The sequence below is a fragment of the Lysinibacillus sp. Y5S-8 genome (assembly GCF_036894365.1).
In the GTDB taxonomy this organism is placed as follows: domain Bacteria; phylum Bacillota; class Bacilli; order Bacillales_A; family Planococcaceae; genus Lysinibacillus; species Lysinibacillus fusiformis_D.
Genome location: NZ_CP145889.1, coordinates 2,474,753 through 2,496,964, shown reverse-complemented (window position 1 = coordinate 2,496,964; position 22,212 = coordinate 2,474,753). Strand labels below are relative to the sequence as shown.

Here is a 22,212-nt window from a genome sequence, read left to right as displayed (position 1 = left end):
AATAGGCGCTCATTTTTCATTTAAGGGTCATAAGTCAGTAGGGAAAGTAGTTATTATGAAACACCTACATTTTTTCTAGGATATTTTTTATGGGTTTTTGAAGTACGTCTATAATGGCAGCGATGATAGCTGTTACTAAAATCCCTATTAGACCAAGTGCTATCGGACCTGCTGCGTCTTCACCCGTGAACATAGCAAAAACCCTTAAGTAAACTATTAAAAACAAAATGAAGAAAATAATTGTCAAAGCGCATTTTTTTATAATCTTTAAGGAATTAAGGGATAGCTCAGAAAAAGCATTGTTCATATTGATATAACTCAATAGTTTATAGGCTTGATACAACGCAACAGAAAACGTAATACATACTCCATAGGCACATATTAACAATGGATAAATCGAGTAATCTCCTGGACGCACTTTTGCATCTCGTATAGCTGCTTGAGGTAACCAATAGATACATACAGCAAGTACCGCAATTCCAATAAGAAAAGCAATGATCTTTAAGAAAAAAGTTGAACTTAGTTTAACATTCATTTGAAGCACCTCACCGATTTAATGATAATATGATATTAGTCTATTTATTATCGTTTATCAATATATTTATTTCGTTTTTTATTATATTATTATTGTTATTCAAATGATTATTTAATAATCATGTGTGAATCGTACTTCCGTTATGGTAAGTTTTATGATGAAGTAACTGAATAATAGGGTGCAATTGTTAAAATTGGGAATGCGTCTTTCATCATCTAAAGGGCTATTTAAATGTTAAAGAAATTCGGCAAAATTATATTAGAATTCAGTTTAGCTTGTGAAGTAATGTATTTAAACTAACACTGCAGTTGAGTTTAAGAAGGATAAAGAAATCATCGAACGAATTAGTTAACTATATTGAAAATGAGGTGACTAAATGAGATTAGGGTTAAAACGAGATGAGGTAAGGTTAGAAGCACATTGTGATGAGTGGAAAAAAGAATTTCTTAGGGTGAAACAAGATATTCTAAATGCAACACCGATTCAAGAGAATAGAATTGAGCACATTGGTAGCACAGCCATAAAGAACATCGTTGCCAAACCAATATTGGATTTAGTCGTTGGTGTTGATGATATTGAAAATGTTGATAAATCGATATTTCAAGGGCTAAGGGAAGTTGGTTTTTTAAAGCTCAAAGTGGAACGCCCTAATGAAATTGTGCTTGCGAAGTTTAATGATGATCATTACGAGGAAAAGACACACTTTATTCACTTAGTAGAATACAACAAAGAACTCTGGAAAAATTTAATCTTTTTTAGGAACTACTTAAATTCAAACGAAACAGCAAGGGAAGAGTACAGAGAACTGAAAATGAAATTTGTTGAAGAGAAAAATAGTGGGATCAATGAATACACAGATTATAAGGAACAATTCGTAAAAGGAATCTATGAGAAAAGGAAATAATTTCTTGTTAAGCTAACGGTATGCTTTACTTTAACAGGCAAAAGACAAATCACCGTCTTGCTATTCAGCAATCGGGCGTTTTCATGGAAAACTAGGAAAGTGTCTTTATAGGACAAAGTGTTATGGAACGCTGCATTTAATTAGGGGGGCATTGTTATGGAAATATACTGGGTAAACGGACAATATCAAGAAGATGAGCAGATTTTTGATTCTCAGTTTGAAGTTTATGAATGGACGGACTCATTATATCAAGATTTCTCCAATGGCTTTTTGAGAAAAGAAAATATCGGTTATGCAACTCCTGATATAAAGGTCATTGATTGTTTAACGGAACTAATACCACAATGGGCGGAATACATGAATGTATATGTTACAATGCATAGAGATAAGATTGAGGTAGATTGTAAAAAAATGTATAGAATTTGGACTTCATATAGTAGATAAAGTTCTTCCACCATCGGGCGCGATTCTGTAATAAGGATCAGTGCTCGATCATTATAGGGACATATAATTGAATAAGAAATTATAATGTATAAATAGGGATAACGTCAGGAAAATGCGGATTTATAACGCTAAGTAAGGTTCAACTATGAGAAAACCTAATTTCTCAGTATGAAGTGAAAAATTAGGTTTTTTCAATAATAGAAAGAGATTTATAAGTATTTATCGCTAATCACTTTCATATGGTGTAACTCGTGCCCGACAATGCCATATACAATGGTTCCTACTGAAACTGGACTGTTCATTACAGTTCCTTTACGAACCCACGCAGCTTCATCAATAATTGAAATCAGGCTTAATGTGTTGGAGCGTACGGTGTCTAAACCAGCTAGTAACTGTTCCCAAGATAATTTGTTGAAGTTTGCCGCAGAAACGTATTGATCCTGATCCATTGCTGGGAGTGGTGCAATTTCATTTCGTGCAATGGCAAGTATTCGATACGACATCACACGTTCCGAGTCGGTCATATGCCCAATCACTTCTTTTAAAGTCCATTTCCCTGGTGCGTACGTCTTACTTGCTAACTCCTCTGATACGCTGCCTAAGAGGGTAAGGGTCTTAGCTTGTTGCTTATTAAGTATTTCTTCAATATCTCCATCTGGCACAAGACTAACATACCTATCATGCTCTGGATTTTCAATAAATAATGGTCGTGGACGCACATGAATCCTCCTCATCGGAATAGTTAATTATGGTTGTAGGGTAATATTCTACTTTCAAGCGGATATTTCCTTTATATAATATTTATTTATTTTCATTACCGCTATTTCGAAGACATATTAAATAATCGGGCGCAATTCTTGAAAAGGAATTGTGCCTTTTTCATTAATAGGGCCATTTAATTGAATAACACTTCTAAATTAAAAATGGGGTTTTATGTTAATCTTGATTTGAGTTTGTGAAACAATGTACTTAAGCTAACGATGCATTTAGTTGAATAGCAATTAGGTGACTGGAAGAATTGGAGATGATATAAAAAAACACCGAAGTGTCATATGTATTTTCAAATTAAGCTTATGGACAACTTGGAATTTGTAGGGTTAATCATAATAGTGAAATTCAAAACCGTCTTCTGGTTCGCCAACTTCATATCCCAATAATTTTGTAGCTCTATTCTTAAATATTGTAATCCATTCATTCCATTCTTCTGATGGTAACTTAGCATAGAATTGTAATCCACTTGATTCAATACTTACTTCTATTAATTTACCATCTGAACCATACCACTGTGGACAGCCGTTTACAAAGTTGTTCCAGTTAGGCATTTCTCTATATAAACGCTCCAACTTATCCCAAACTTCTTGTGGAGCAGAATAATGAATATTCAAATTAATATTGTATATTTCCATATGTTCTCCTTTTAATATATTGTTTTACTGTGGGTCAACTGTGATAAAAACACTTTTTAATCCGTCATCCGTATATAAAAACTCCATTTGTAAACACATATCTGCCAATTTTGAATTTGAAGTTAAAGCATAATCAATAGCAAATCCACTATTATCATTGAATTCATAGAAGTTGATTTGTGAATATTCGTATTTGGGGTGGAAATTACATGGAGCGCCATATTCATCAAATGAATCAAATCCATTTAAGTTTAATGTTTCTTGAACATAATAGAATAACTCACCAATATCATCCACTTCACATTCATCCACATAATTTAAAATGTTTTCATATTCTTTATTGTGCATTACTTTTAATATATTAGTAATAACAGTTAAAGCATATTGTTTATCTTCATTTTTCATAGTGAACCTCCAAATTCTAATTTGTCTTTCTATTCAACTGTATAATATCATAAATTTGTGAGAAAATTCACTTAAACTAACGGAGTGCTTTAGTTCAATAACGATCTTCCACAATCTGGCGCGATCATGGAAGAAGCCAATGATTATTTATTGTGTTATTGTGGTTGATGCTGTAGTAGTAAATGGGTTCATATGTTGTCCAAAAAGGATAGATGTAAGCAGGTATAATTCCTGTTCATCTATCCTTTTCTTTTTACCCACTATAATATGTGTGACATTTTAATCAAACACATAATTTTAATAAAAGAAATTCTCACCTGCTGTTTGTTAATATTGATATTTTTTGCGCGTCAGCAGCAAAATAGCGATGGCAGGCACTGTACAAATAAGCATGGCTGCAAAGGACAGGCCAGGAGATATTTCGTATAAATATCCCCCTAAAAACGTAAGGATTGCTGTACTTAAGCCCATGGCTAATGCGGAATAGAGACCTTGCGCATTTGGAATTTGTTCCTTTGGTAGAGCTTTCGTTAAGTAGCGGATAAAAGCGAAATGTGCTAGTGCAAAGGATAATGCATGCAAGGTTTGTGAAGCAATAAATACCCAGACATTCGGGAACATAAAGATAAGTAACCAGCGCAGGGAAGAGCCACTTGCTGCTAAGAGCAATAATGACGATGAACGCCACTTCGTCAATAATGTATCGGCCTTCATAAAGTATAGGATTTCGCAAATTACTGCGATGTTAATAATCATGCCCATATAGAATGGGTCTACCTGTAAGTCTTCTAAATAAATATAACCATAGCTATAATAAGAGGCATGTGCACCCTGTAATAAAATTACGATAAATAAGACAATCGGGAAGCCCTTGATAGTCCATAAAGTCTTCATTGATAATGATTTCGCACGTTGTTCTTTTGTTGGCACAACAAGTAATTCCTTTGGAGTGGCTAATTGCTGCATAAGTAACATGCCAATCAACCCAATAATCATGCTCCAAAAGATGATGTTTTTGCCGAAAACGCCCGTCAGCATACTAATAATTAATACAGCAATCACAAACCCGAAGGAACCATAGGAACGGCTTTTGCCGTAGTGAATATTGCCGTGCTGGACAAGCGTTGCTGCACTACTTTCCACAGCAGGTAATAGTGCTGGATAAAAGACACTAAATAAAATAGTCACGATTAATAATGCGATAAAGCCAGTGCTTGGAATATAAAGTAATGCAGTTAGTAGAGCACCTACTGCTAAAATCGTAATAAGACGTTTATTGTGTACATATTTTGCAAGGGTTGGAAAGAAGAAAAGATTGGACGTGGCACGAGCTAGTAGCCCACAGCCCATTACAACACTTGCCTGCGATACTGTCAGATGTTTTGCATCTACAAGCCAACCTGTCCAGTAGGGTAAGAAAATGCCCCAGGTGATGAAAAATGTAAAGAAATTCTGAGAAAGCCATCGTTGATTGTTCATATAATTACCGTACCTCCATTAACTAAGTTGAATAATAGCATGTTCATCGCTACAATAATGTGAGATATCTCATATTTTTAGAGGGGAGAGTAAAAAAATGCATATTCTAACAGCTGAAGCACGTACCCAATATCTTGAAAAATATCCGATAGATGATTTTTTCTCATTTGCTATTGATCCTTATCTGGAAGTGTGTCAATTTGACAAAGGAGAGTGGATTTTTCAGGAAGGCTCCTTTCCAGATACATTGTATTACATGATAGAAGGCAAGGCGAAGCTCTATATGACGCATAAAAATGGCAAAGTTTCACTAATTGAATATTTGGAAGCTCCTCGTTTTATGGGGGAAATTGAATTGCTTAATGAGGCGAGGTATACAAAGGGGATACAAACTGTTACCAAGACAATTTGTTACTCCATTACACAGGCATGTAAGGAAAAGTTACTTGTGGATGCCTTGTTTTTACGTAGACTTTGTGTGTTTCTAGGGGAAAAAGCCACGAAAATGACATCTAAATATACACAAAATCAAGCATATCCGTTTGAGAATCGCTTAGCAGCCTTTATTCAATTATCTGCTGATCAAGGTGTCTATAAGGAAAAGCATACGGAAATCTGTGAGTATTTAGGGGTTTCTTATCGCCATTTATTATATGTATTGGCACAGTTTTGTGAAGAGAAGGTATTAGAAAAACGTAAGACAGGCTACCATATTATTGATGAAAAGCGTCTTGCTCAGTTGGCTCAGGAGATACAATAGCGATGGACTTGCAGGAGATCGTGCTAGAAGGAAGCGCTCGATTAAGTTAGCAGAATGCTTACGAAGTATCATGTCAGACTTCATATAAAGAAGTCTGGGTTTGGCTTGTTGTATTCACTTTTTTTAATGAACCAGCGAGCGATGTCCTTACCACTATGGTAGAAGTCTACCTCATGCACCTTATTTTTTTGGATGGTGATGTCTAGCGTGTTTTCCATAACGTCAAAAGGTAAAACACCGATACATAAAGGATTGTTTGGTAAAAGACTTTCATGTGGTTTACGAACAGTTTGTTTCGCTTCAAGGTGCTTGTTCGCCGTATTATTTTGTGTCATATGGAATGCAAGTAGTTCTCCTTGTGCCAATGCCGTGCTTGATGAGTAACCAGTACTTTTCATTCAACATGCCCCCTTTTGTCGTTACATTTATTGTACAAGACTGGTTGGAAAAATAGCCGTTATTTACAAGGCTTTTACAATAACTTTAAGATTCATGGAATATTTAGTAATTTGTAACCGCATTCATACCGTTTTTGGATAAAAACCATAGAAAACTGATATAAATTCTTTTTAAAAAACTCATACTCAAACTATTGTGAATTTTTCTAACACAAAGTATTATTGTAATTAGATTTAACGTGAAAGTTTTCACAAAGTCACGAAATCGTTAGGAGGAATTTTAATGAGTGCAATTCGAGTAGGTATTGTAGGATATGGAAATTTAGGACGTGGTGTGGAGTATGCTATTTCACAAAATCCAGATATGGAAGTAGTAGCGGTGTTCACACGTCGTGATCCTTCAACAGTAAACGTAGCAAGCAATGCGAGCGTATATTTAGTAGATGACGCCGAAAAATTCCAAAACGACATTGATGTCATGATTTTATGTGGTGGCTCTGCAACAGATTTACCAGAACAAGGACCACATTTTGCACAATGGTTTAATACAATTGATAGCTTCGATACACATGCGAAAATTCCTGAATTTTTCGATGCTGTAGACGCAGCGGCACAAAAATCTGGTAAAGTGTCTGTTATCTCAGTTGGATGGGATCCAGGTTTATTCTCTTTAAATCGTCTACTAGGAGAATCTGTATTACCAGTTGGTACAACATATACATTCTGGGGCGATGGTTTAAGTCAAGGTCACTCAGATGCAGTACGTCGTATCGAAGGTGTTAAAAATGCTGTTCAATACACATTGCCAATTAAAGAAGCTGTAGAACGTGTACGTAACGGTGAAAACCCTGAATTAACAACACGTGAAAAACATGCACGTGAATGTTGGGTTGTGTTAGAAGACGGTGCAGATGCTGCAAAAGTGGAACAAGAAATTGTCACAATGCCTAACTATTTCGATGAATATAACACAACAGTTAACTTCATCTCTGAAGATGAATTTACAGCAAACCACACAGGTATGCCACATGGTGGTTTTGTCATTCGCAGTGGTGACAGTGGAGCAAACGATAAACAAATTCTCGAATTCTCATTAAAACTTGAAAGTAATCCAAACTTCACATCTAGTATATTAGTGGCTTATGCACGTGCTGCGCATCGTCTAAGTCAAGCTGGTGATAAAGGAGCGAAAACAGTATTTGATATTCCATTCAGTCTGCTTTCACCAAAATCAGCTGCTGAATTACGTAAAGAATTACTATAATCATAGAAAATCACCCGATTATCATTCATTTGATTATCGGGTTTTTTATTTTTGCCATTCATTCGATAAAATATGGTAAACTGTCAATAATTTAATAATCTGAATTTTTGCGAAAAAATGGAACTATTGTAACCTTACACAAATTTGGAGGTTATCATTAACATGACAGATATTATTATTCAATCAAAATGTATGGCACCAAGTCCATCCACTCATTGTATCAATAGAGCAGCACTTATGAAGACATTAAAGAAGAGTCGTCACCATACTTGTACATTTATTCATAGTGGTGCAGGGTATGGTAAAACGACCATCCTCACACAATTTCTCTCGAACGAAGCGAATAAATTCTCTTGGTATAGTATTTCCGAAGAAGATGATAATTTATTACCCTTTTTAAGACATCTTTTTTTTAGCATACAGCGAGTTGTGCCGAATTTTGGTCCTACATTCGATGAGTGGAATCAATTGTCACGCTTCCCTAAAATGGAGGAGCTGAATCGCTGGTATAAGCTTTTTGTCAATTGCCTATGTAGCATAGAGGAGCCATTTCTAATTGTCATTGATGATTTTCATTTAGTGGATTACGTCTTTCCAATTAATTATTTTATGGAGAAAGTTATTGAATTTGCTCCACCAGCGATTCATTTTATTATCGCATCTAGAACATTACCGAATTGGGATATTATGAGAAAATTAAAGCTGCAAAAGAAGTGGCTAGTGATCAACGAGGACGAGCTGGCCTTTTCAACTGAGGAAATTGCTGTTTTTTTTGAAGAATATGTAGACGTGCATTTATCCGATGCTGAAATGGCCAAGATATTGGAGATCACAGAAGGCTGGGCCATCAGTCTTTCCTTGTTAGCAGAGCAATGGCATCATGTTTCTTTAGATCATTGGCTAATGATTTCTCCGAATGATCTTTTCACCTATTTGTCAGAAGAGGTTTATAGTAGGATGACTGCAACGGAGCAAGAGACCATTTTAAAACTAGCTATTTTTCCTACATTTTCAGCGGAGCTATTGGAAGATTTTTATGGCTTTGAAATGGCACAAATGTTGAATACTTTATCACAGCGTCATTTATTTATCCAACCAGTGACAACAGATGGTTTATACCGCTTCCATGCTTTGTTTAGTCGGTTTTTAGAAATGAAATGGTGTCAGCATACAAGTTACTATACGGACCTTCATAAACAAGCGGCATTCTATTATATGGAACGGCATAATATTCAAGCTGTGCTTTATCATGCCTTTAAAACGAATGACCATGATTTTTGTGGAGAGCTATTACAGCGTCATGCAGAGCTATTAGTACGTGCTGGACAATTTGAATGGTTATTAGAAAAAATCAATCGATTTACTGTACAAGAAAAAGATACATTTTATAGATTATATTATTTTGAGGGCGAATGCCATCGCTACCGTGCTTATTATGAAAAGGCGAAACAATCCTACGACAAGTGTGCAATGATCGCACAGCAGCAGCAGGATCACCTATTTATGACAAAATCTCAAGCAGGTTTGGCACATATTTACTTAGACACTATACAGCCTGCATTAGCAGAGCCTTATTTAGAAAAAGCATTAGAGCTTGCCAAATATACCCCCTTACTAAAAGAGGAATTATTAGAACTTCAACGGCAATATGCTGAAAACTTAGTGAACTTAGGGAAGGCCAAAGGTGCACAGTTATTTATGGAGGACGTGGCATTGCCAGCGGATGTCATGCAACGAGCGAATGTGGATGTCCGAGTTTTACTACGGACCGGGCAATTGCGAGAGGCGAAGGAATTATTAGCACAGCGCCTTGAATTGCCACCTCAGCTTGTGGCAACCCATCGTGAAAGTGAACTACTAGCAGCTTTTGTCTATGCATTGTTAGGACAAGGAAAGGAAGCTTGGTATGCAGCCCAGCATGGGATACGCAGGGGGTTAAGAGAGAAGTCTATTTTTATAGAGGCGGTTGGTTATATCAGAAAAGCACATGCGCTACTATTAATGGATTTCCCAGATCATCAAGGGGCATGTCAAGCCTATGAAAAAGCGTTGACTTTATTGAATGCCATTAATATTTCTCGAGTTAAGGCCGAACCTTATATGGGGCTAGCTATTGCCAAACACTATTTAGGAGATATAGTAGCGGCTAAGAAGTACTTGGCATTGGGTTTACGAGAAACCGAGCAAGTACAAGATGCTTGGATGACGGGCCTCATTCTTTTAGCGGAAGTGAAAATCATTCTTTCCCAGCAAGAAACAGAACGAGCGAAGCAATTAGTAAGGAAGGCACAACAACTATTTCAAGAATGCGGAGATCGCAATGGCTTGATGCATGTTCTATTCTATCAATCCGTTATCGCGTTTCAAGAAAAGAATAGAGACCAATTTCATCCGTATTTTCAACAGTTTGCGCAATTATGTTTGGCAAATGGCTATGACTATTTTTTACAAAGGAAAATGATACTTGGTCCAAGTGATCGAATGATTTTCTATGAGCTATTGCATTTTAGCCAAACAGGAGGTGTGGAACATGCAGCCATTCTTGCATTACGAAGCTATTTTCAAGTGGAGGACAGTATCAATTATCCGCATGATGCAATACAAATCAATCTTTTTGGGAGTTTAAGTTTAATTCGAGCACAAAGAAAGCTCGAAGATAAAGAATGGCAACGTGATAAATCGAAGGAATTGTTCGTGTATCTATATTGTCATCGCAATCGTTTTACACCAAAGGAGGAAATAGCGCAGGCATTATGGCCAGACCGCACTGTCGAGTCCTTAGATCGGGATTTTAAAGTGGTCTTAAATACATTATTAAAAGTGTTGGAGCCACAACGACATGCAAGGCAGGAGAGCTTTTTCATTCAACGAAAGAATAATATGTATCAGTTGCAAAATATTGCCTTTCTCCAAATTGATGTGGAACGATTTCACTATTATTACAACCTAGGAATGGAGGAATTTGATCCACTGTTGTCCGATGAATGGCTACTGTTAGCGGAAGCGAGTTATCCAGACGCCTTATATGCAGAAAAAAAGCAAATCGACTGGCTTACTCAAGATCGCGAAAAGTTACAATTTTTATATATAGAAGTTCTAGAACGTTTGGCACAAAATGCCACAAGGCAGCAGCAATATAAAAAAGCCATCCACTATGCAGAGAAAATAATTGGAGAGGATGCACTATGGGAGGAGGGCTATCGCCTGCTTATGTACAGCTACTACCAACTCCAAAACCGTTCTCTAGCATGCAAATGGTACGAAAAATGTGTCCAGCAGTTACAGCGGGAATTAAATACAACCCCTATGGAATCGACCATGGCCGTCTATGATTTAATTATGGGATAGCCAGTTCCGTCGTTTAAATGAGGGAATCTTGGGGTGGTACTACTTTGTAGTGTAGGGAGAGCCGCTCATAAGTAGGAATGAACTATATGAACAAGTTAAAAAAGCAACATATTTAGAGGAACAACAATGCCATTTTGTCAGACAAATAAAAGGCTGGATACAATTTACAGATTGAACAAGCTGAATTATTTACCAAGCTGAAGAGTGAATGGTTGAATCGTGTAGAGGGAGAGATGAATTAAAGTGATACTTGCAAATGAAAAATTATTTTTAAGGGAATTCACGCCACATGACTGGGTTGATGTTCATAAATATGCCTCACAGGAGATTGTTTGTAGGTATCAAGCATGGGGACCGAATACAGAGGAGGATTCAAAAGAATTCATTCAGGATGCACTCGATGAAGCAAGACAAACACCAAGGGAAAGATTCGTTTTTGCTATTATTTATCAAGAAACTTTAATAGGTTCGGTTGAGATAATGATTAGGGATTTCACGAATAAAGTGGGGGAAATTGGCTATATTGTTAACCCTGACTATTGGGGGAAGGGAGTAGCAACGCAGAGTGCTAAATTAGTGATCGCTTTCGGTTTTGACACATTAAAACTCCATCGTATTTATGCAACCTGTGACCCAAGAAATATTGGATCATCAAAGGTTTTAGAAAAGGTTGGAATGGCCAAAGAAGGAATATTACGTGAAAATATGTTAATGAAAGACGGCGTTTGGCGAGATTCCTTCTTGTATAGTGTATTGAAGCAGGAATGGTCATCATGAAGCGTACTACAGAATGCAGTTTGAAACACTCGAAAAATAGTTCCTAATACAAAAGACAAAAATGTTGTACATTCAACGTTTTTGTCTTTCTTTTTACCTGATGTAATTAATAGCGTAGCGACAAATCTTTTAACACTTTTAAATTTTTAATAAATAATTCCATAACATCGATACAGAAAAATGCTTTGCACAAAAGTGTAAAGCATTTTTTGTAACTAATTTGTAACTGGACTTTTATATAGTGTTGTCATAGCAAGAAAGCGCTTTCTAGGGAGCTTATTTTGAAGGGGGATATGGGATGAGGAAGCAGTGGTATTGGTTTCTTTTAGTGATGTTGACTGTGGTGTTGGTAGCTTGTAGTGGGGAGGATGCGAAGGATGATGCAACAGATGCAGATTCCTCCGATGGTGAGACGAAAGCCGTAACGGCGGAAGGAGGCACGATTAAGATTGGGGTTCTTGCTTCGTTAACGGGAGCTCTTGAGTCTTATGGGAAGCAGACGCAGCGGGGATTTGATTTAGGGATTGAGTATGCGACTGGTGGGACGATGGAGGTCAATGGTAAGAAAATCGAGGTTGTGTATGAGGATACGGAGACGAAGCCAGAGGTGGCTGTGCAGAAAGCAACAAAGCTATTAGAAGATGACCAGGTTGATTTTTTAGTAGGTTCTTCAAGCTCTGGTGATACCCTCGCTGTTCTACCGCTGGCGGAGGAGTATGAAAAAATTATGGTGGTGGAGCCTGCGGTGGCTGACAGTATTACAGGTTCCGAGTTTAATGAGTATATTTTCCGTACAGGTCGTAATTCATCACAGGATGCCTATGCAGCCGCGGCGGCTATTGCTGGTAAAGGTGTGAAGATTGCTACATTTGCCCCAGATTATTCGTTTGGCTGGGATGGGGTGAATGCGTTTAAAACAGCAGCGGAGAAATTGGGTGCTGACATTGTGTTAGAGGAGTATGCAGACCCAGCAGCAACAGACTTTACGTCTAATTTACAAAAGGTGCTAGATGCTAAGCCTGATTATTTATTCGTTGTCTGGGCAGGAGCAAATTCACCATGGAATCAAATCGCAGATCTTAAAATTCAAGAAAAGGGCATTAAAATTTCAACGGGAGCACCTGATATTATAGCGCTTCAATTTATGAATCCATTGGTTGGTATGGAAGGTTTTTCGGTGTATTACCACACACTACCGCAAAATGATGTCAATAAATGGTTAGTTGAGGAACATCAAAAACGTTTCAATGAAGTACCTGACTTATTTACACCTGGCGGCATGTCTGCGGCGATTGCCATTATGGAGGCATTGAAAAAGTCGGAGGGAGATGCAGATGCCAACAAGCTGATCGGCATAATGGAGGGGATGTCATTTGAGACACCAAAAGGTACGATGACGTTCCGTGAAGAGGACCATCAAGCCCTTCAATCGATGTATTCGATTCGCTTAGAGCAACAGGATGGCGTGGATTATCCAGTACCCGTACTTATTCGGGAGTTAAGTCCTGAGGAAACAGCACCACCTGTTATGAATTAAACAAATGAGAGGCAGCATGGCTGTCTTTCTACATAACTATTAGAGGAGAAGGGAGTAGAGGATGGAGCCAATACTACACACAGACAATTTAACGATTCAGTTTGGGGGACATACGGCGGTGGATTGCGTTAATTTTCAAATGCCTGAAAAGCATTTAAAGTCCATTATAGGGCCGAACGGTGCTGGAAAAACAACGTTCTTTAATTTGATTAGTGGAGAGCTAAAACCAACTGCGGGTGATGTTTATTTTAAAGGGCAATCACTTGCCCAAAAGTCGGCCATCGAAAGAACACGTATGGGATTGGGTCGATCCTTTCAAATCACGAATGTATTTCCAAATTTAACGGTTCTTGAAAATGTTCGTTTAGCCGTGCAGTCAAAGGAAAAGATTCGTTATCAGCTATTTCGACACTACAAAAGCTATAAGGCGATTACCGACAAAGCGGAGGAGCTATTATCACTCGTTTTACTCGACAATAAACGGGACGCCCTGACAACGATGCTATCACACGGGGAGAAAAGAAAGCTTGAGATTGCTATGCTACTTGCGTTGGATACGGAAATTCTGCTACTCGATGAACCAACCGCTGGTATGTCTTTAGAGGAAGTACCTACGATTTTAGAGGTCATTCGGACCATTAAAAATCAGGGGAATAAAACCATTCTGCTCATTGAACATAAAATGGATATGATTTTAGATTTATCGGATTCCATTATGGTGTTATTTAATGGTCAGCTACTAGCAGATGGTTCACCCGTGGAAATTATGAATAATGATACCGTACAACAAGCATATTTAGGAGGGCTGTACGATGACCACCTTACTGACATTAAATGAGGTTCACACGCATATCGGCCAATATCACATTTTGCAGGGAGTTAATTTTGAAGCGAGAGAGGGACAGGTTAGCGTACTGCTTGGACGAAATGGTGCAGGTAAAACAACGACCTTGAAAACAATTATGGGATTAACACCTGCGACAAATGGCGAAATCGCCTTTCGCTCCCACTCCATTAAAAAAAACCCAACATACAAGGTGGCTAAATTAGGGATAGGTTATGTGCCTGAAAATCAAGGGATTTTTGCAGATTTAACGGTAGAGGAAAATATGAAGGTAGCTATGTATAAGGAGGATACTGCCACGTTAGAGCGACAGCAATATGTGCTGGAGCTGTTTCCCGATTTGAAGAAGTTTTGGAAAAAGGCTGGCGGGCATTTATCAGGAGGGCAAAAGCAAATGCTGTCCATGGCAAGAGCCTTTATCAATGATAGCCAATTAATATTAATTGACGAGCCTTCCAAGGGGCTTGCGCCCATAGTGGTGGAGAAGGTGATGGAAGCGATTGTGGAAATGAAAAAGAAAACGTCCATTGTTCTTGTTGAACAAAACTTTATGATGGCTAGCCGGATTGGTGATACCTATACTTTGATCGATGATGGCAGAACAGTAAATTCGGGCATGATGGAGGATCTGATTGTCAATGAAGAACTAAAACGCAAGTATTTAGGAATTGGATAAAGGGGGTGACCATCATTGGAGCTTTTCATCAATTTACTCATTAATGGCTTAGCAACAGGGATGCTGATCTTTCTGCTGGCGGCAGGTTTGACGTTAATTTTTGGCTTAATGGATGTGTTGAACTTTGCGCATGGTGGATTATTTGTTTGGGGAGCCTATGCGGGAATCTTTACCTATATGTGGACAGAAAGCTTTATCGTAGGAATTATAGGTGCGCTTGTGACAGGCGCGTTACTTGGACTGCTTACAGAGAAATTGATTATTACGCCTGTTTACGGCAATCATATTCAGCAAATTTTAATTACGTTAGGGCTTATGCTCGTTTTGCAAGAATTCATCAAGGTGGTTTTTGGTCCAAATGGTGTTGCCGTGAAAACCCCGAGCTATTTAGCGGGAAGCTGGGAATTTGGTGACGTGATTATCATCAAATATCGCCTATTTATTATTGTTATAGGGTTTGTGATTTTTGGTATTTTTCAATATATGCTGAAACGCACGAAGATTGGGTTGATCGTTCGAGCTGGTGTGCAGGATAAGGAAATGGCACAGGCTCTTGGTATTCATATTAAGCGTGTATTTCTATATGTCTTTATGGTGGGTGCGGCTCTGGCGGCACTTAGTGGAATGTTGATGGCTCCGTATTCGGGCGTCATCTATGCGGAGATGGGCATGGAGTACGCCATTTTAGGATTTATTGTCGTCGTCATTGGCGGAATGGGTAGTTTTTCAGGCTCATTGTTGGCTGCTATTTTAGTAGGGCTAGCAGGTAGCTTTATGGCTTATTATGTGCCTGTGCTGTCACTAGCCGTCAATATGATTTTAATGGCCATCGTTTTAATTTTCCGTCCACAGGGGCTGTTTACGATGCGAAAGGAGCGAACATCATGAACAAGAAAATGTCCTTACGCTCTATCGCTTTTTTCCTGTTATTGGCGATTTTTATTGTGCTCCCTTTTGTCAATGATTCAAGGACACTGCTTATTTTACTCACACAAATTTTCATTTTTGGAATACTGGCGATGAGCTATGATATTTTGCTCGGTTATACAGGAATTGTTTCCTTTGGGCATGCTATGTTTTTTGGTATTGGCGCTTACACGACAGCGGTCATGCTCAAGCAAATGGAGAACACACTATTCATCTTTCTGTTGTCCATCGTGATAGGCATGGTAATAGCAGGCTTTGTTAGTTTTTTAGTAGGTTTATTAACCTTGCGCTTGAAAAGTCATTTTTTTGCGATGCTCACACTAGCCTTCTCGGGGTTATTTTTAGTAGTGGCTGAAAAGTGGCGCTCTGTCACGTATGGCAATGATGGCTTTACATTTCGAGCACCAGATATTTTTAGAGATCGGATGACCTTCTATTTCTTTGTGTTAGCAAGCTTAGTTGTCATCTTTTTAGCGCTCCACCGTTTTGTTAACTCGCCGACAGGTCGACTACTAATTGCTGTTCGGGAAAATGAACAACGGACGAAATCATTAGGCTTTAATACCTTGCACTATAAAGTGATTGCCTCCGTTGTTGCAGGCATTGTTGCGAGCTTTGCAGGCTCCTTATATGCGATTTCTTTACGCTTTGTTAACACGAGTGTGATGGCGATGGATATTACACTCGATGCGCTATTAATGACGATTATTGGTGGAGTCGGCACTTTAGTAGGGCCATTACTAGGGGCAGCAGTGATTGAATATGCACAGCATGCATTATCAGGGCTAGCACGAGATTACCCTATTTTTGAACGCTGGATTATCTTCTTTGGGATTCTCTATATTTTAGCCGTTATCTTTTTCCCGAAAGGTATTATTGGCTCACTAAGACTGCTGTTTTGGAAATGGCGAGCAAAGCTAAAGCAAAGAAAAAAGCCCGTTGCTCTGTCCCAAGAAAAGGAGCGATTTGAATGACTGTTGGTATTGTCAGTACAGGTATCTATCTACCTCAAAATAAAATGACTTCGCAGGACATTGCGGCTCTTTCAAATATTCCAGAGGACATTATCCGTCAAAAAATGGGCATTTATGAAAAGCCAATCCCTGGTGAGCATGATCATACAGTGCAAATGGGCATATGGGCAGCACAGGATGCAATAAAAAAAGCAAATCTGGACCCGAAAGATATTGATGTGATCATCTATATGGGTGAAGAGCATAAGGAATATCCACTATGGACAGCCTCCATCAAAATGCAAGAGGAGCTTGGTGCAGTTAATGCATGGGCATTTGATGTGCAATTGCGCTGTGGTACGACGATCATGGCGTTGAAAGTAGCGAAAAGTTTAATGGCATCAGATGACACAATTCATACCATTCTTTTAGCAGGTGGCTATCGCAATGTGGATTTTATCGATTACAGCAATCCACGAACGCGCTTTATGTACAATTTGGCGGCTGGTGGAGGTGCCATATTGCTACAAAAAAACTATGAAAAAAATCAGCTTTTAGAGGCGGAAATTATGACAGATGGTTCTTTCTCAGAGGATGTAGTTGTACCAGTTGGAGGTACGAAAACACCGTTAACACCATTCCATTTAACAGAAAATTTATATCAGCTTGACGTTTTGGACCCGATTGGGATGAAGGAGAGGTTAGAACAAAAATCATTAAGCCATTTTTTGAAGGTTATTCGCCGTTCTCTAGCGAAAAGTGGATACAGTGAAGAACAGCTCGACTACTTAGCAATGCTGCATATGAAAAGGTCTGCACATGATTATATTTTAGCAGAGCTTGGCTTACAGCAGGAACAGTCTATTTATTTACAAGACTATGGACATATTGGGCAAATCGATCAAATATTGTCCTTACAGCTAGCTCAGGAGCAAAATCGTATTCAAGCAGGTGCTCTTGTGACACTAGTGAGTGCAGGCATTGGCTATGTTTGGGGGGCTATCACAATACGTTGGGGATAAGGGGGAAATGGTATGTTACAAACAATTCAACTAGCAAATGGTGAGACGATGGCATATCGCAAAAGAGCTGGAGGAAGTCATCCTTTAGTGTTGGTTCATGGCAATATGACTTCCTCTAAGCATTGGGATGTGCTGATAGATGCTTTAGATGATAAATACACCATCTATGCAATCGATTTACGAGGCTTTGGAGGTTCATCCTATCATCAGCCAATCTATACCATTAAAGATTTTAGTGATGATGTGAAGCTATTTGTGGATGCGATGCAATTGCAAAGCTTTGACATGATTGGCTGGTCAACTGGCGGAGCTGTTTGTATGCAGTTTGCAGCCAATTATCCAGGTTATTGCCAGCAATTAATCTTACTGGCTTCCGCTTCTACACGTGGCTATCCATTTTATACGGATTTAGGAACAGGCGATCCAGCCTGCTTTAAGCGAGCCTATAACTATGAAGATGTACTTGTGGATGCATCTAAAACAAAGCTTATCCAAGGCTTTTATGACACAAAAAACGGCGAAGGTTTACGGTCGATATGGAATGCTTTAATTTATACCCATCAGCAACCAAACGAGGAAAAATACCAAGAATATATAGAGGATATGCTAACACAGCGCAACTTAGCAGAGGTGTATCATGCACTCAATACATTTAATATAAGTGCTGTTGACAATGATGTGACAAAAGGGTCACACGAAGCTCTCCTACTCCAGATACCGATTTTAGTACTGAGAGGGGATCGTGACTTAGTTATTACAGAGGAAATGAATGCGGAATTACTGCAAGACTTAGGCAAAACGGCACAGTTTGTTAGCTTAAAAGATTGTGGGCATTCACCATTGATGGATGATTTAGCACAATTAACAGCTGAAATCGAGGCTTTTTTAGAAATTGGAGGAAGACAGTATGCGTTTAAACAATAAAGTAGCCATTATTACAGGTGCAGCCAATGGCATCGGCTATGCGGCTGCCGAGCGTTTCATCGAAGAAGGGGCATGGGTGTTTATCGCTGATTTCGATGAGAAGGCAGGGAATCTCGCAGCTCAACAACTAGGCGGAAACGCTACATTTATACAGGTGGATGTGGCAAGTAGAGAGAGCGTTAACCAGCTGGTGACAGCAGTGATCGAACAGGCTGGACGCATTGATATTTTAGTGAATAATGCAGGTATTACAAGAGATGCAATGCTAACAAAGATGACAGATGACCAATTTCAGCAGGTGTTAGATGTCAATTTGACAGGCGTTTTTCATTGCACACAGGAGGTCATTCCCCATATGGTGGCAGCTGGAGGTGGCAAAATCATTAATACATCATCGGTTAGTGGGGTTTATGGCAATGTTGGTCAAACGAATTATGCAGCGACGAAAGCTGCCATTGTAGGGATGACCAAAACATGGGCAAAGGAATTAGGGCGTAAAGGTATCAATGTCAATGCAGTGGCACCTGGCTTTACAGAAACAGCTATGGTCAAAAAGATGCCTGAAAATATTTTGGCTCAAATGCGGGCAATCGTGCCGTTACAACGTTTAGGAACCCCACGGGATATAGCCAATGCCTATTTGTTTTTAGCATCTGATGAGGCATCGTATGTTCATGGTCATACGCTTCATGTAGATGGCGCCATTATGATGTGATGGGGGTGTCAAGATGTTTGTTGAGCAAGAATGGATTTTAAAACGTGCCGCCTTAACGCCTCATCACATCGCCTTGATTAATCTAGCGTCAGAGGAGCAATGGACCTATCAGCAATTATCAGAGGAAATCGGCAAATGGAGTCAATTTTTCGAGCGTCAGCAGCTAAAAAAAGGAAGTAGAGTCGCAGTTTTTGCGAGAAATCATATCCAACTTTTTGCTATTTTATTTGCCTGTGGGCTACGAGGGCTTATTTATGTGCCATTAAACTGGCGCTTAAGTAGAGAGGAATTAACACAAATTTTGGAGGATGCGACCCCTTCAATCTTATTGTATGAAGAGGAGGATACTTGTCCAGTCGTGTTAGACAAAATGTTTCTGCTTCATAGTATCCAACAAGAGAAGAAAGGGAGCGTTAATAAGCAACCTATGGAAGTAGATGATCCCTGGCTCATGATTTATACAGGGGGGACAACAGGTCGGCCAAAGGGGGTCGTGTTATCCTTTGAGTCAGTCAATTGGAATGCCATGAATACAATTATTAGCTGGGGTTTGCACGACAAAGATCGTACTTTAAATTATATGCCCATGTTTCATACAGGTGGCTTAAATGCGCTTTGTATCCCCTTACTGATGGCTGGTGGGACTGTTATTATTGGCGATAAATTTGAAGCGGAGGCAGCACTGCGAGCTACAAACCAATATGAAACAACGATCTCACTTTTTGTCCCAACGATGTATCAAGCAATGATTGCCACGAAATATTTTCAGGAAAATCAATTTCCTTCGATGAAAGTATTTTTATCAGGTGGTGCCCCATGTCCTCATCCTATTTACGATGCATTTTATAGGAAGGGGTTATTTTTTAAAGAGGGCTACGGCTTGACGGAGGCAGGGCCCAATAACTTTTTCATTGCTCGCGAGGATGCCTATGCCAAAAAAGGAGCTGTTGGGAAAAGTATGCAGTTCATTGAAGCTAAAATCATCAAACCGACTGGACATAATTGTGCACCTTGTGAAGTGGGGGAGCTATTGGTAAAAGGCAAGCATATGTTTCGTTTCTATTGGAATAACAAGCAGGAAACAGCCAATATCATGCAAGATGGTTGGTTAAAAACGGGCGATTTAGCAATGATGGATGAGGATGGCGATTTCTTTATTGTTGGACGTAGAAAAGAAATGATAATCTCCGGTGGTGAAAATGTTTATCCTCAGGAAGTCGAACAGTGTATGTTACAGCATCCTGATGTACAGGAGGTTGCCGTAATTGGCGTAGCAGACGACTATTGGGGAGAGGTTGTGACTGCTTTCATTGTCTGTCACAATCAAGTAGCGACCATTTTAGATGAACTCCACGAGCTGTGCCATCAACAGCTAGGTCGATTTAAAATCCCTAAACAAATCCTTTTCTTAGAGGAATTACCGAAAACAAGCGTCGGCAAAATTGATAAAAAGGCTTTGTATATGCTTGTAGATGCTACGCCTTGTGAATAAAAGTGAGAGTTATATGAATGGTACACGCTTTAGTAATTGATGGGACAGGGATGTTAACAAACACATCTCTTTAGTTAGTAAGTCAAAGTTTTCATGTTTCTGTGATTGAACGGAACGAATTTCGAATAGAAAGTGTCATTCATCAATCATCAGATCCATCACAGATAACGCCAATCATAGTTGATTATTGTAATATTCCCTTATTACAGACGAAACTAAGGGCAACAATTGAACAAAATGGACCCATTGATTTAGTCATTGCGTGGATTCATTCATATGCTGGAAGGACTTTAGATTTTATAGTTAGTGAAGTTTCACCTTGCAGGAATAGGACATGGAAATTATTTCATATCTTAGGGAGTCGTGCGAATCTAAGTGGAATCCAAGAAAATTTAAATTTGCCTAATTCGGCTCTATCCTACCAAATACAGCTAGGTTTTATCATTGTAAATAGTCATTCTAGGTGGCTTACCAATGAGGAAATCTCCCAAGGTGTTATTGATTCAATTCGACAAAATCGTCTTATCACTATTGTTGGCACATTACAGCCTTGGGAAAAGCGGCCGTCATAATCATAGAGGCAATTAACCTTCGTCTAACTATTTGTAGACGGGGGTTACTGTATTTTATAGGCTAAACCTTCACCATTAGTAGAATTTACAATACAGAAGCTAGTTGCTTAGTTCGTATGAATGGAACTCCCAAACACCTCTACTACCTCTTTAGCGAAGACTCGAAAAATATAATCGATTTCTTGTTCTTTTGTTGCAATCCCATAAGCGATCCCACCTTGCTTTGATCCTTGAAGAAACCATATATCATTATGATCTTGGTCTACAGATGAAAAATCACCTAATTTCCAACGATTTAATACATCCAAATATTGTTCACTGTATTCATAATCATCTTTATTTTCCTCTACCATTTGCAGCAATGTGTCAATTCTTTCAAGTGTAATCATGATGGAGGATTCTTTTTCATCAGCAATTATTTTTTGGTACGACATTTGTTGAAGTTCTACTAGATTGTCAACAAATGGTTCATCTCCACTTTTCCATTCATCAATCTTCATGGAGAAGACGGGGTTTTCCCAACCAAATTTCGTATCTACTGTCGATACAAATTCTTCCTTGACCTCTTTTTTTGGACTGTTATCTAATTCACTGTCAGTACCTTTATTAGAGGTTTCTTGTTTATAATTCTTGTCCGTGACAAAATATGTTCCGCTTATACTTAACAGTGCGGTTAAAACAACAATTCCTACAACATGTATCCATCTCATTTATCATCGCCTATTTTTACAATTATCACCAACTTAGCATGTGCAATGGAATATGTAAATATATTGCTTATTAAAGTGTAGTGAAGTCAAGGACGCTTATTTTTTCACATCTCTTCCCAT

22 protein-coding genes and 1 pseudogene are annotated in these 22,212 nt (G+C 38.7%); 16 read left to right on the top strand and 7 right to left on the bottom strand.

The window, feature by feature from the left end; all coding sequences use genetic code 11:
* Positions 1–64: 64 nt before the first annotated feature.
* A complete protein-coding gene (locus V6670_RS12170; RefSeq protein ID WP_141905774.1) occupies positions 65–535 on the bottom strand; it encodes a DUF2975 domain-containing protein in 471 nt (156 codons plus the stop codon).
* A gap of 376 nt (positions 536–911) precedes the next feature.
* On the opposite strand from V6670_RS12170, the gene V6670_RS12165 reads away from it, so the two are divergent.
* Complete coding sequence (locus tag V6670_RS12165) at positions 912–1,439, top strand: GrpB family protein (RefSeq protein ID WP_338651255.1); 528 nt, start codon at positions 912–914, stop codon at positions 1,437–1,439.
* Between the two features lie 156 nt (positions 1,440–1,595).
* Positions 1,596–1,883 carry a hypothetical protein gene (locus tag V6670_RS12160; protein WP_338651254.1) on the top strand — a complete coding sequence of 96 codons (288 nt, stop codon included), beginning with the start codon at positions 1,596–1,598 and terminating at the stop codon, positions 1,881–1,883.
* Positions 1,884–2,092: 209 nt separating this feature from the next.
* On the opposite strand, the gene V6670_RS12155 is transcribed toward V6670_RS12160, so the two are convergent.
* The 4 genes from V6670_RS12155 to V6670_RS12140 all read right to left on the bottom strand — a co-directional run bounded on the left by V6670_RS12155 (position 2,093) and on the right by V6670_RS12140 (position 5,173).
* On the bottom strand, positions 2,093–2,602 hold the full coding sequence (locus V6670_RS12155; protein ID WP_338651253.1) for a DinB family protein: 510 nt from the start codon (positions 2,600–2,602) through the stop codon (positions 2,093–2,095).
* A 378-nt stretch (positions 2,603–2,980) separates the two neighbouring features.
* Entirely contained in the window at positions 2,981–3,289 is a 309-nt protein-coding gene (locus V6670_RS12150; protein ID WP_141905772.1) for a hypothetical protein, read from the bottom strand.
* A 24-nt stretch (positions 3,290–3,313) separates the two neighbouring features.
* Positions 3,314–3,694 carry a hypothetical protein gene (locus tag V6670_RS12145; RefSeq protein ID WP_141905771.1) on the bottom strand — a complete coding sequence of 127 codons (381 nt, stop codon included), beginning with the start codon at positions 3,692–3,694 and terminating at the stop codon, positions 3,314–3,316.
* Positions 3,695–4,021: 327 nt separating this feature from the next.
* Positions 4,022–5,173, bottom strand: coding sequence for an MFS transporter (locus V6670_RS12140; RefSeq protein ID WP_036117657.1), 1,152 nt, complete (start codon positions 5,171–5,173; stop codon positions 4,022–4,024).
* A gap of 97 nt (positions 5,174–5,270) precedes the next feature.
* On the opposite strand from V6670_RS12140, the gene yeiL reads away from it, so the two are divergent.
* Positions 5,271–5,933 (top strand): transcriptional regulator YeiL, encoded by a 663-nt coding sequence (yeiL, locus tag V6670_RS12135; protein ID WP_338651252.1) that lies wholly within the window; start codon positions 5,271–5,273, stop codon positions 5,931–5,933.
* 80 nt (positions 5,934–6,013) lie between these two features.
* Here yeiL and V6670_RS12130 read toward each other — a convergent pair whose 3' ends face one another.
* On the bottom strand, positions 6,014–6,331 hold the full coding sequence (locus V6670_RS12130; RefSeq protein ID WP_036117662.1) for a hypothetical protein: 318 nt from the start codon (positions 6,329–6,331) through the stop codon (positions 6,014–6,016).
* Positions 6,332–6,614: 283 nt separating this feature from the next.
* On the opposite strand from V6670_RS12130, the gene V6670_RS12125 reads away from it, so the two are divergent.
* From V6670_RS12125 to V6670_RS12065, 13 genes and pseudogenes are all read left to right on the top strand, one after another.
* Entirely contained in the window at positions 6,615–7,595 is a 981-nt protein-coding gene (locus V6670_RS12125; RefSeq protein WP_036117665.1) for a diaminopimelate dehydrogenase, read from the top strand.
* Positions 7,596–7,757: 162 nt separating this feature from the next.
* Positions 7,758–10,943, top strand: coding sequence for a BTAD domain-containing putative transcriptional regulator (locus V6670_RS12120; protein ID WP_338651251.1), 3,186 nt, complete (start codon positions 7,758–7,760; stop codon positions 10,941–10,943).
* 243 nt (positions 10,944–11,186) lie between these two features.
* Entirely contained in the window at positions 11,187–11,720 is a 534-nt protein-coding gene (locus V6670_RS12115; RefSeq protein ID WP_141905769.1) for a GNAT family N-acetyltransferase, read from the top strand.
* Positions 11,721–12,018: 298 nt separating this feature from the next.
* Positions 12,019–13,257: a substrate-binding domain-containing protein gene (locus V6670_RS12110; protein ID WP_141905768.1), complete on the top strand. Its 1,239-nt coding sequence runs from the start codon at positions 12,019–12,021 to the stop codon at positions 13,255–13,257.
* Between the two features lie 61 nt (positions 13,258–13,318).
* Positions 13,319–14,095: an ABC transporter ATP-binding protein gene (locus V6670_RS12105; protein WP_058843531.1), complete on the top strand. Its 777-nt coding sequence runs from the start codon at positions 13,319–13,321 to the stop codon at positions 14,093–14,095.
* Positions 14,070–14,777, top strand: a complete 708-nt coding sequence (locus V6670_RS12100) for an ABC transporter ATP-binding protein (protein ID WP_338651249.1) — start codon at positions 14,070–14,072, stop codon at positions 14,775–14,777. The genes V6670_RS12105 and V6670_RS12100 overlap by 26 nt, the downstream gene beginning before the upstream one ends.
* Before the next feature lie 15 nt (positions 14,778–14,792).
* Positions 14,793–15,665 carry a branched-chain amino acid ABC transporter permease gene (locus V6670_RS12095; protein WP_338651248.1) on the top strand — a complete coding sequence of 291 codons (873 nt, stop codon included), beginning with the start codon at positions 14,793–14,795 and terminating at the stop codon, positions 15,663–15,665.
* Entirely contained in the window at positions 15,662–16,678 is a 1,017-nt protein-coding gene (locus tag V6670_RS12090) for a branched-chain amino acid ABC transporter permease (protein ID WP_338651247.1), read from the top strand. The genes V6670_RS12095 and V6670_RS12090 overlap by 4 nt, the downstream gene beginning before the upstream one ends.
* The gene (locus tag V6670_RS12085) at positions 16,675–17,679 is read left to right on the top strand and encodes a 3-oxoacyl-ACP synthase (RefSeq protein ID WP_338651246.1); all 1,005 of its coding nucleotides are present in this window, start codon (positions 16,675–16,677) and stop codon (positions 17,677–17,679) included. Before V6670_RS12090 ends, V6670_RS12085 begins: the two co-directional genes overlap by 4 nt.
* A 12-nt stretch (positions 17,680–17,691) precedes the next feature.
* Positions 17,692–18,603 carry an alpha/beta hydrolase gene (locus tag V6670_RS12080; protein ID WP_338651245.1) on the top strand — a complete coding sequence of 304 codons (912 nt, stop codon included), beginning with the start codon at positions 17,692–17,694 and terminating at the stop codon, positions 18,601–18,603.
* Positions 18,587–19,318 (top strand): 3-oxoacyl-ACP reductase FabG, encoded by a 732-nt coding sequence (fabG, locus tag V6670_RS12075; protein ID WP_338651244.1) that lies wholly within the window; start codon positions 18,587–18,589, stop codon positions 19,316–19,318. The genes V6670_RS12080 and fabG overlap by 17 nt, the downstream gene beginning before the upstream one ends.
* A gap of 13 nt (positions 19,319–19,331) precedes the next feature.
* Positions 19,332–20,810, top strand: coding sequence for an AMP-binding protein (locus tag V6670_RS12070; RefSeq protein ID WP_338651243.1), 1,479 nt, complete (start codon positions 19,332–19,334; stop codon positions 20,808–20,810).
* Positions 20,811–20,896: 86 nt separating this feature from the next.
* A pseudogene (locus V6670_RS12065) lies at positions 20,897–21,382 on the top strand (short-chain dehydrogenase); the annotation flags it as partial.
* Positions 21,383–21,489: 107 nt separating this feature from the next.
* Here the strand turns inward: V6670_RS12065 and V6670_RS12060 are convergent.
* Complete coding sequence (locus V6670_RS12060) at positions 21,490–22,092, bottom strand: DUF6241 domain-containing protein (RefSeq protein ID WP_338651242.1); 603 nt, start codon at positions 22,090–22,092, stop codon at positions 21,490–21,492.
* Positions 22,093–22,212 lie beyond the last annotated feature (120 nt).

Bases quoted from the DNA above. Each gene is read 5' to 3' on its own strand.
- V6670_RS12170 (WP_141905774.1), bottom strand. From the start codon at position 535: ATGAATGTTAAACTAAGTTCAACTTTTTTCTTAAAGATCATTGCTTTT.
- V6670_RS12165 (WP_338651255.1), top strand. From the start codon at position 912: ATGAGATTAGGGTTAAAACGAGATGAGGTAAGGTTAGAAGCACATTGT.
- V6670_RS12160 (WP_338651254.1), top strand. From the start codon at position 1,596: ATGGAAATATACTGGGTAAACGGACAATATCAAGAAGATGAGCAGATT.
- V6670_RS12150 (WP_141905772.1), bottom strand. From the start codon at position 3,289: ATGGAAATATACAATATTAATTTGAATATTCATTATTCTGCTCCACAA.
- V6670_RS12145 (WP_141905771.1), bottom strand. From the start codon at position 3,694: ATGAAAAATGAAGATAAACAATATGCTTTAACTGTTATTACTAATATA.
- V6670_RS12140 (WP_036117657.1), bottom strand. From the start codon at position 5,173: ATGAACAATCAACGATGGCTTTCTCAGAATTTCTTTACATTTTTCATC.
- yeiL (WP_338651252.1), top strand. From the start codon at position 5,271: ATGCATATTCTAACAGCTGAAGCACGTACCCAATATCTTGAAAAATAT.
- V6670_RS12130 (WP_036117662.1), bottom strand. From the start codon at position 6,331: ATGAAAAGTACTGGTTACTCATCAAGCACGGCATTGGCACAAGGAGAA.
- V6670_RS12125 (WP_036117665.1), top strand. From the start codon at position 6,615: ATGAGTGCAATTCGAGTAGGTATTGTAGGATATGGAAATTTAGGACGT.
- V6670_RS12120 (WP_338651251.1), top strand. From the start codon at position 7,758: ATGACAGATATTATTATTCAATCAAAATGTATGGCACCAAGTCCATCC.
- V6670_RS12110 (WP_141905768.1), top strand. From the start codon at position 12,019: ATGAGGAAGCAGTGGTATTGGTTTCTTTTAGTGATGTTGACTGTGGTG.
- V6670_RS12105 (WP_058843531.1), top strand. From the start codon at position 13,319: ATGGAGCCAATACTACACACAGACAATTTAACGATTCAGTTTGGGGGA.
- V6670_RS12100 (WP_338651249.1), top strand. From the start codon at position 14,070: ATGACCACCTTACTGACATTAAATGAGGTTCACACGCATATCGGCCAA.
- V6670_RS12090 (WP_338651247.1), top strand. From the start codon at position 15,662: ATGAACAAGAAAATGTCCTTACGCTCTATCGCTTTTTTCCTGTTATTG.
- V6670_RS12085 (WP_338651246.1), top strand. From the start codon at position 16,675: ATGACTGTTGGTATTGTCAGTACAGGTATCTATCTACCTCAAAATAAA.
- V6670_RS12080 (WP_338651245.1), top strand. From the start codon at position 17,692: ATGTTACAAACAATTCAACTAGCAAATGGTGAGACGATGGCATATCGC.
- fabG (WP_338651244.1), top strand. From the start codon at position 18,587: ATGCGTTTAAACAATAAAGTAGCCATTATTACAGGTGCAGCCAATGGC.
- V6670_RS12070 (WP_338651243.1), top strand. From the start codon at position 19,332: ATGTTTGTTGAGCAAGAATGGATTTTAAAACGTGCCGCCTTAACGCCT.
- V6670_RS12060 (WP_338651242.1), bottom strand. From the start codon at position 22,092: ATGAGATGGATACATGTTGTAGGAATTGTTGTTTTAACCGCACTGTTA.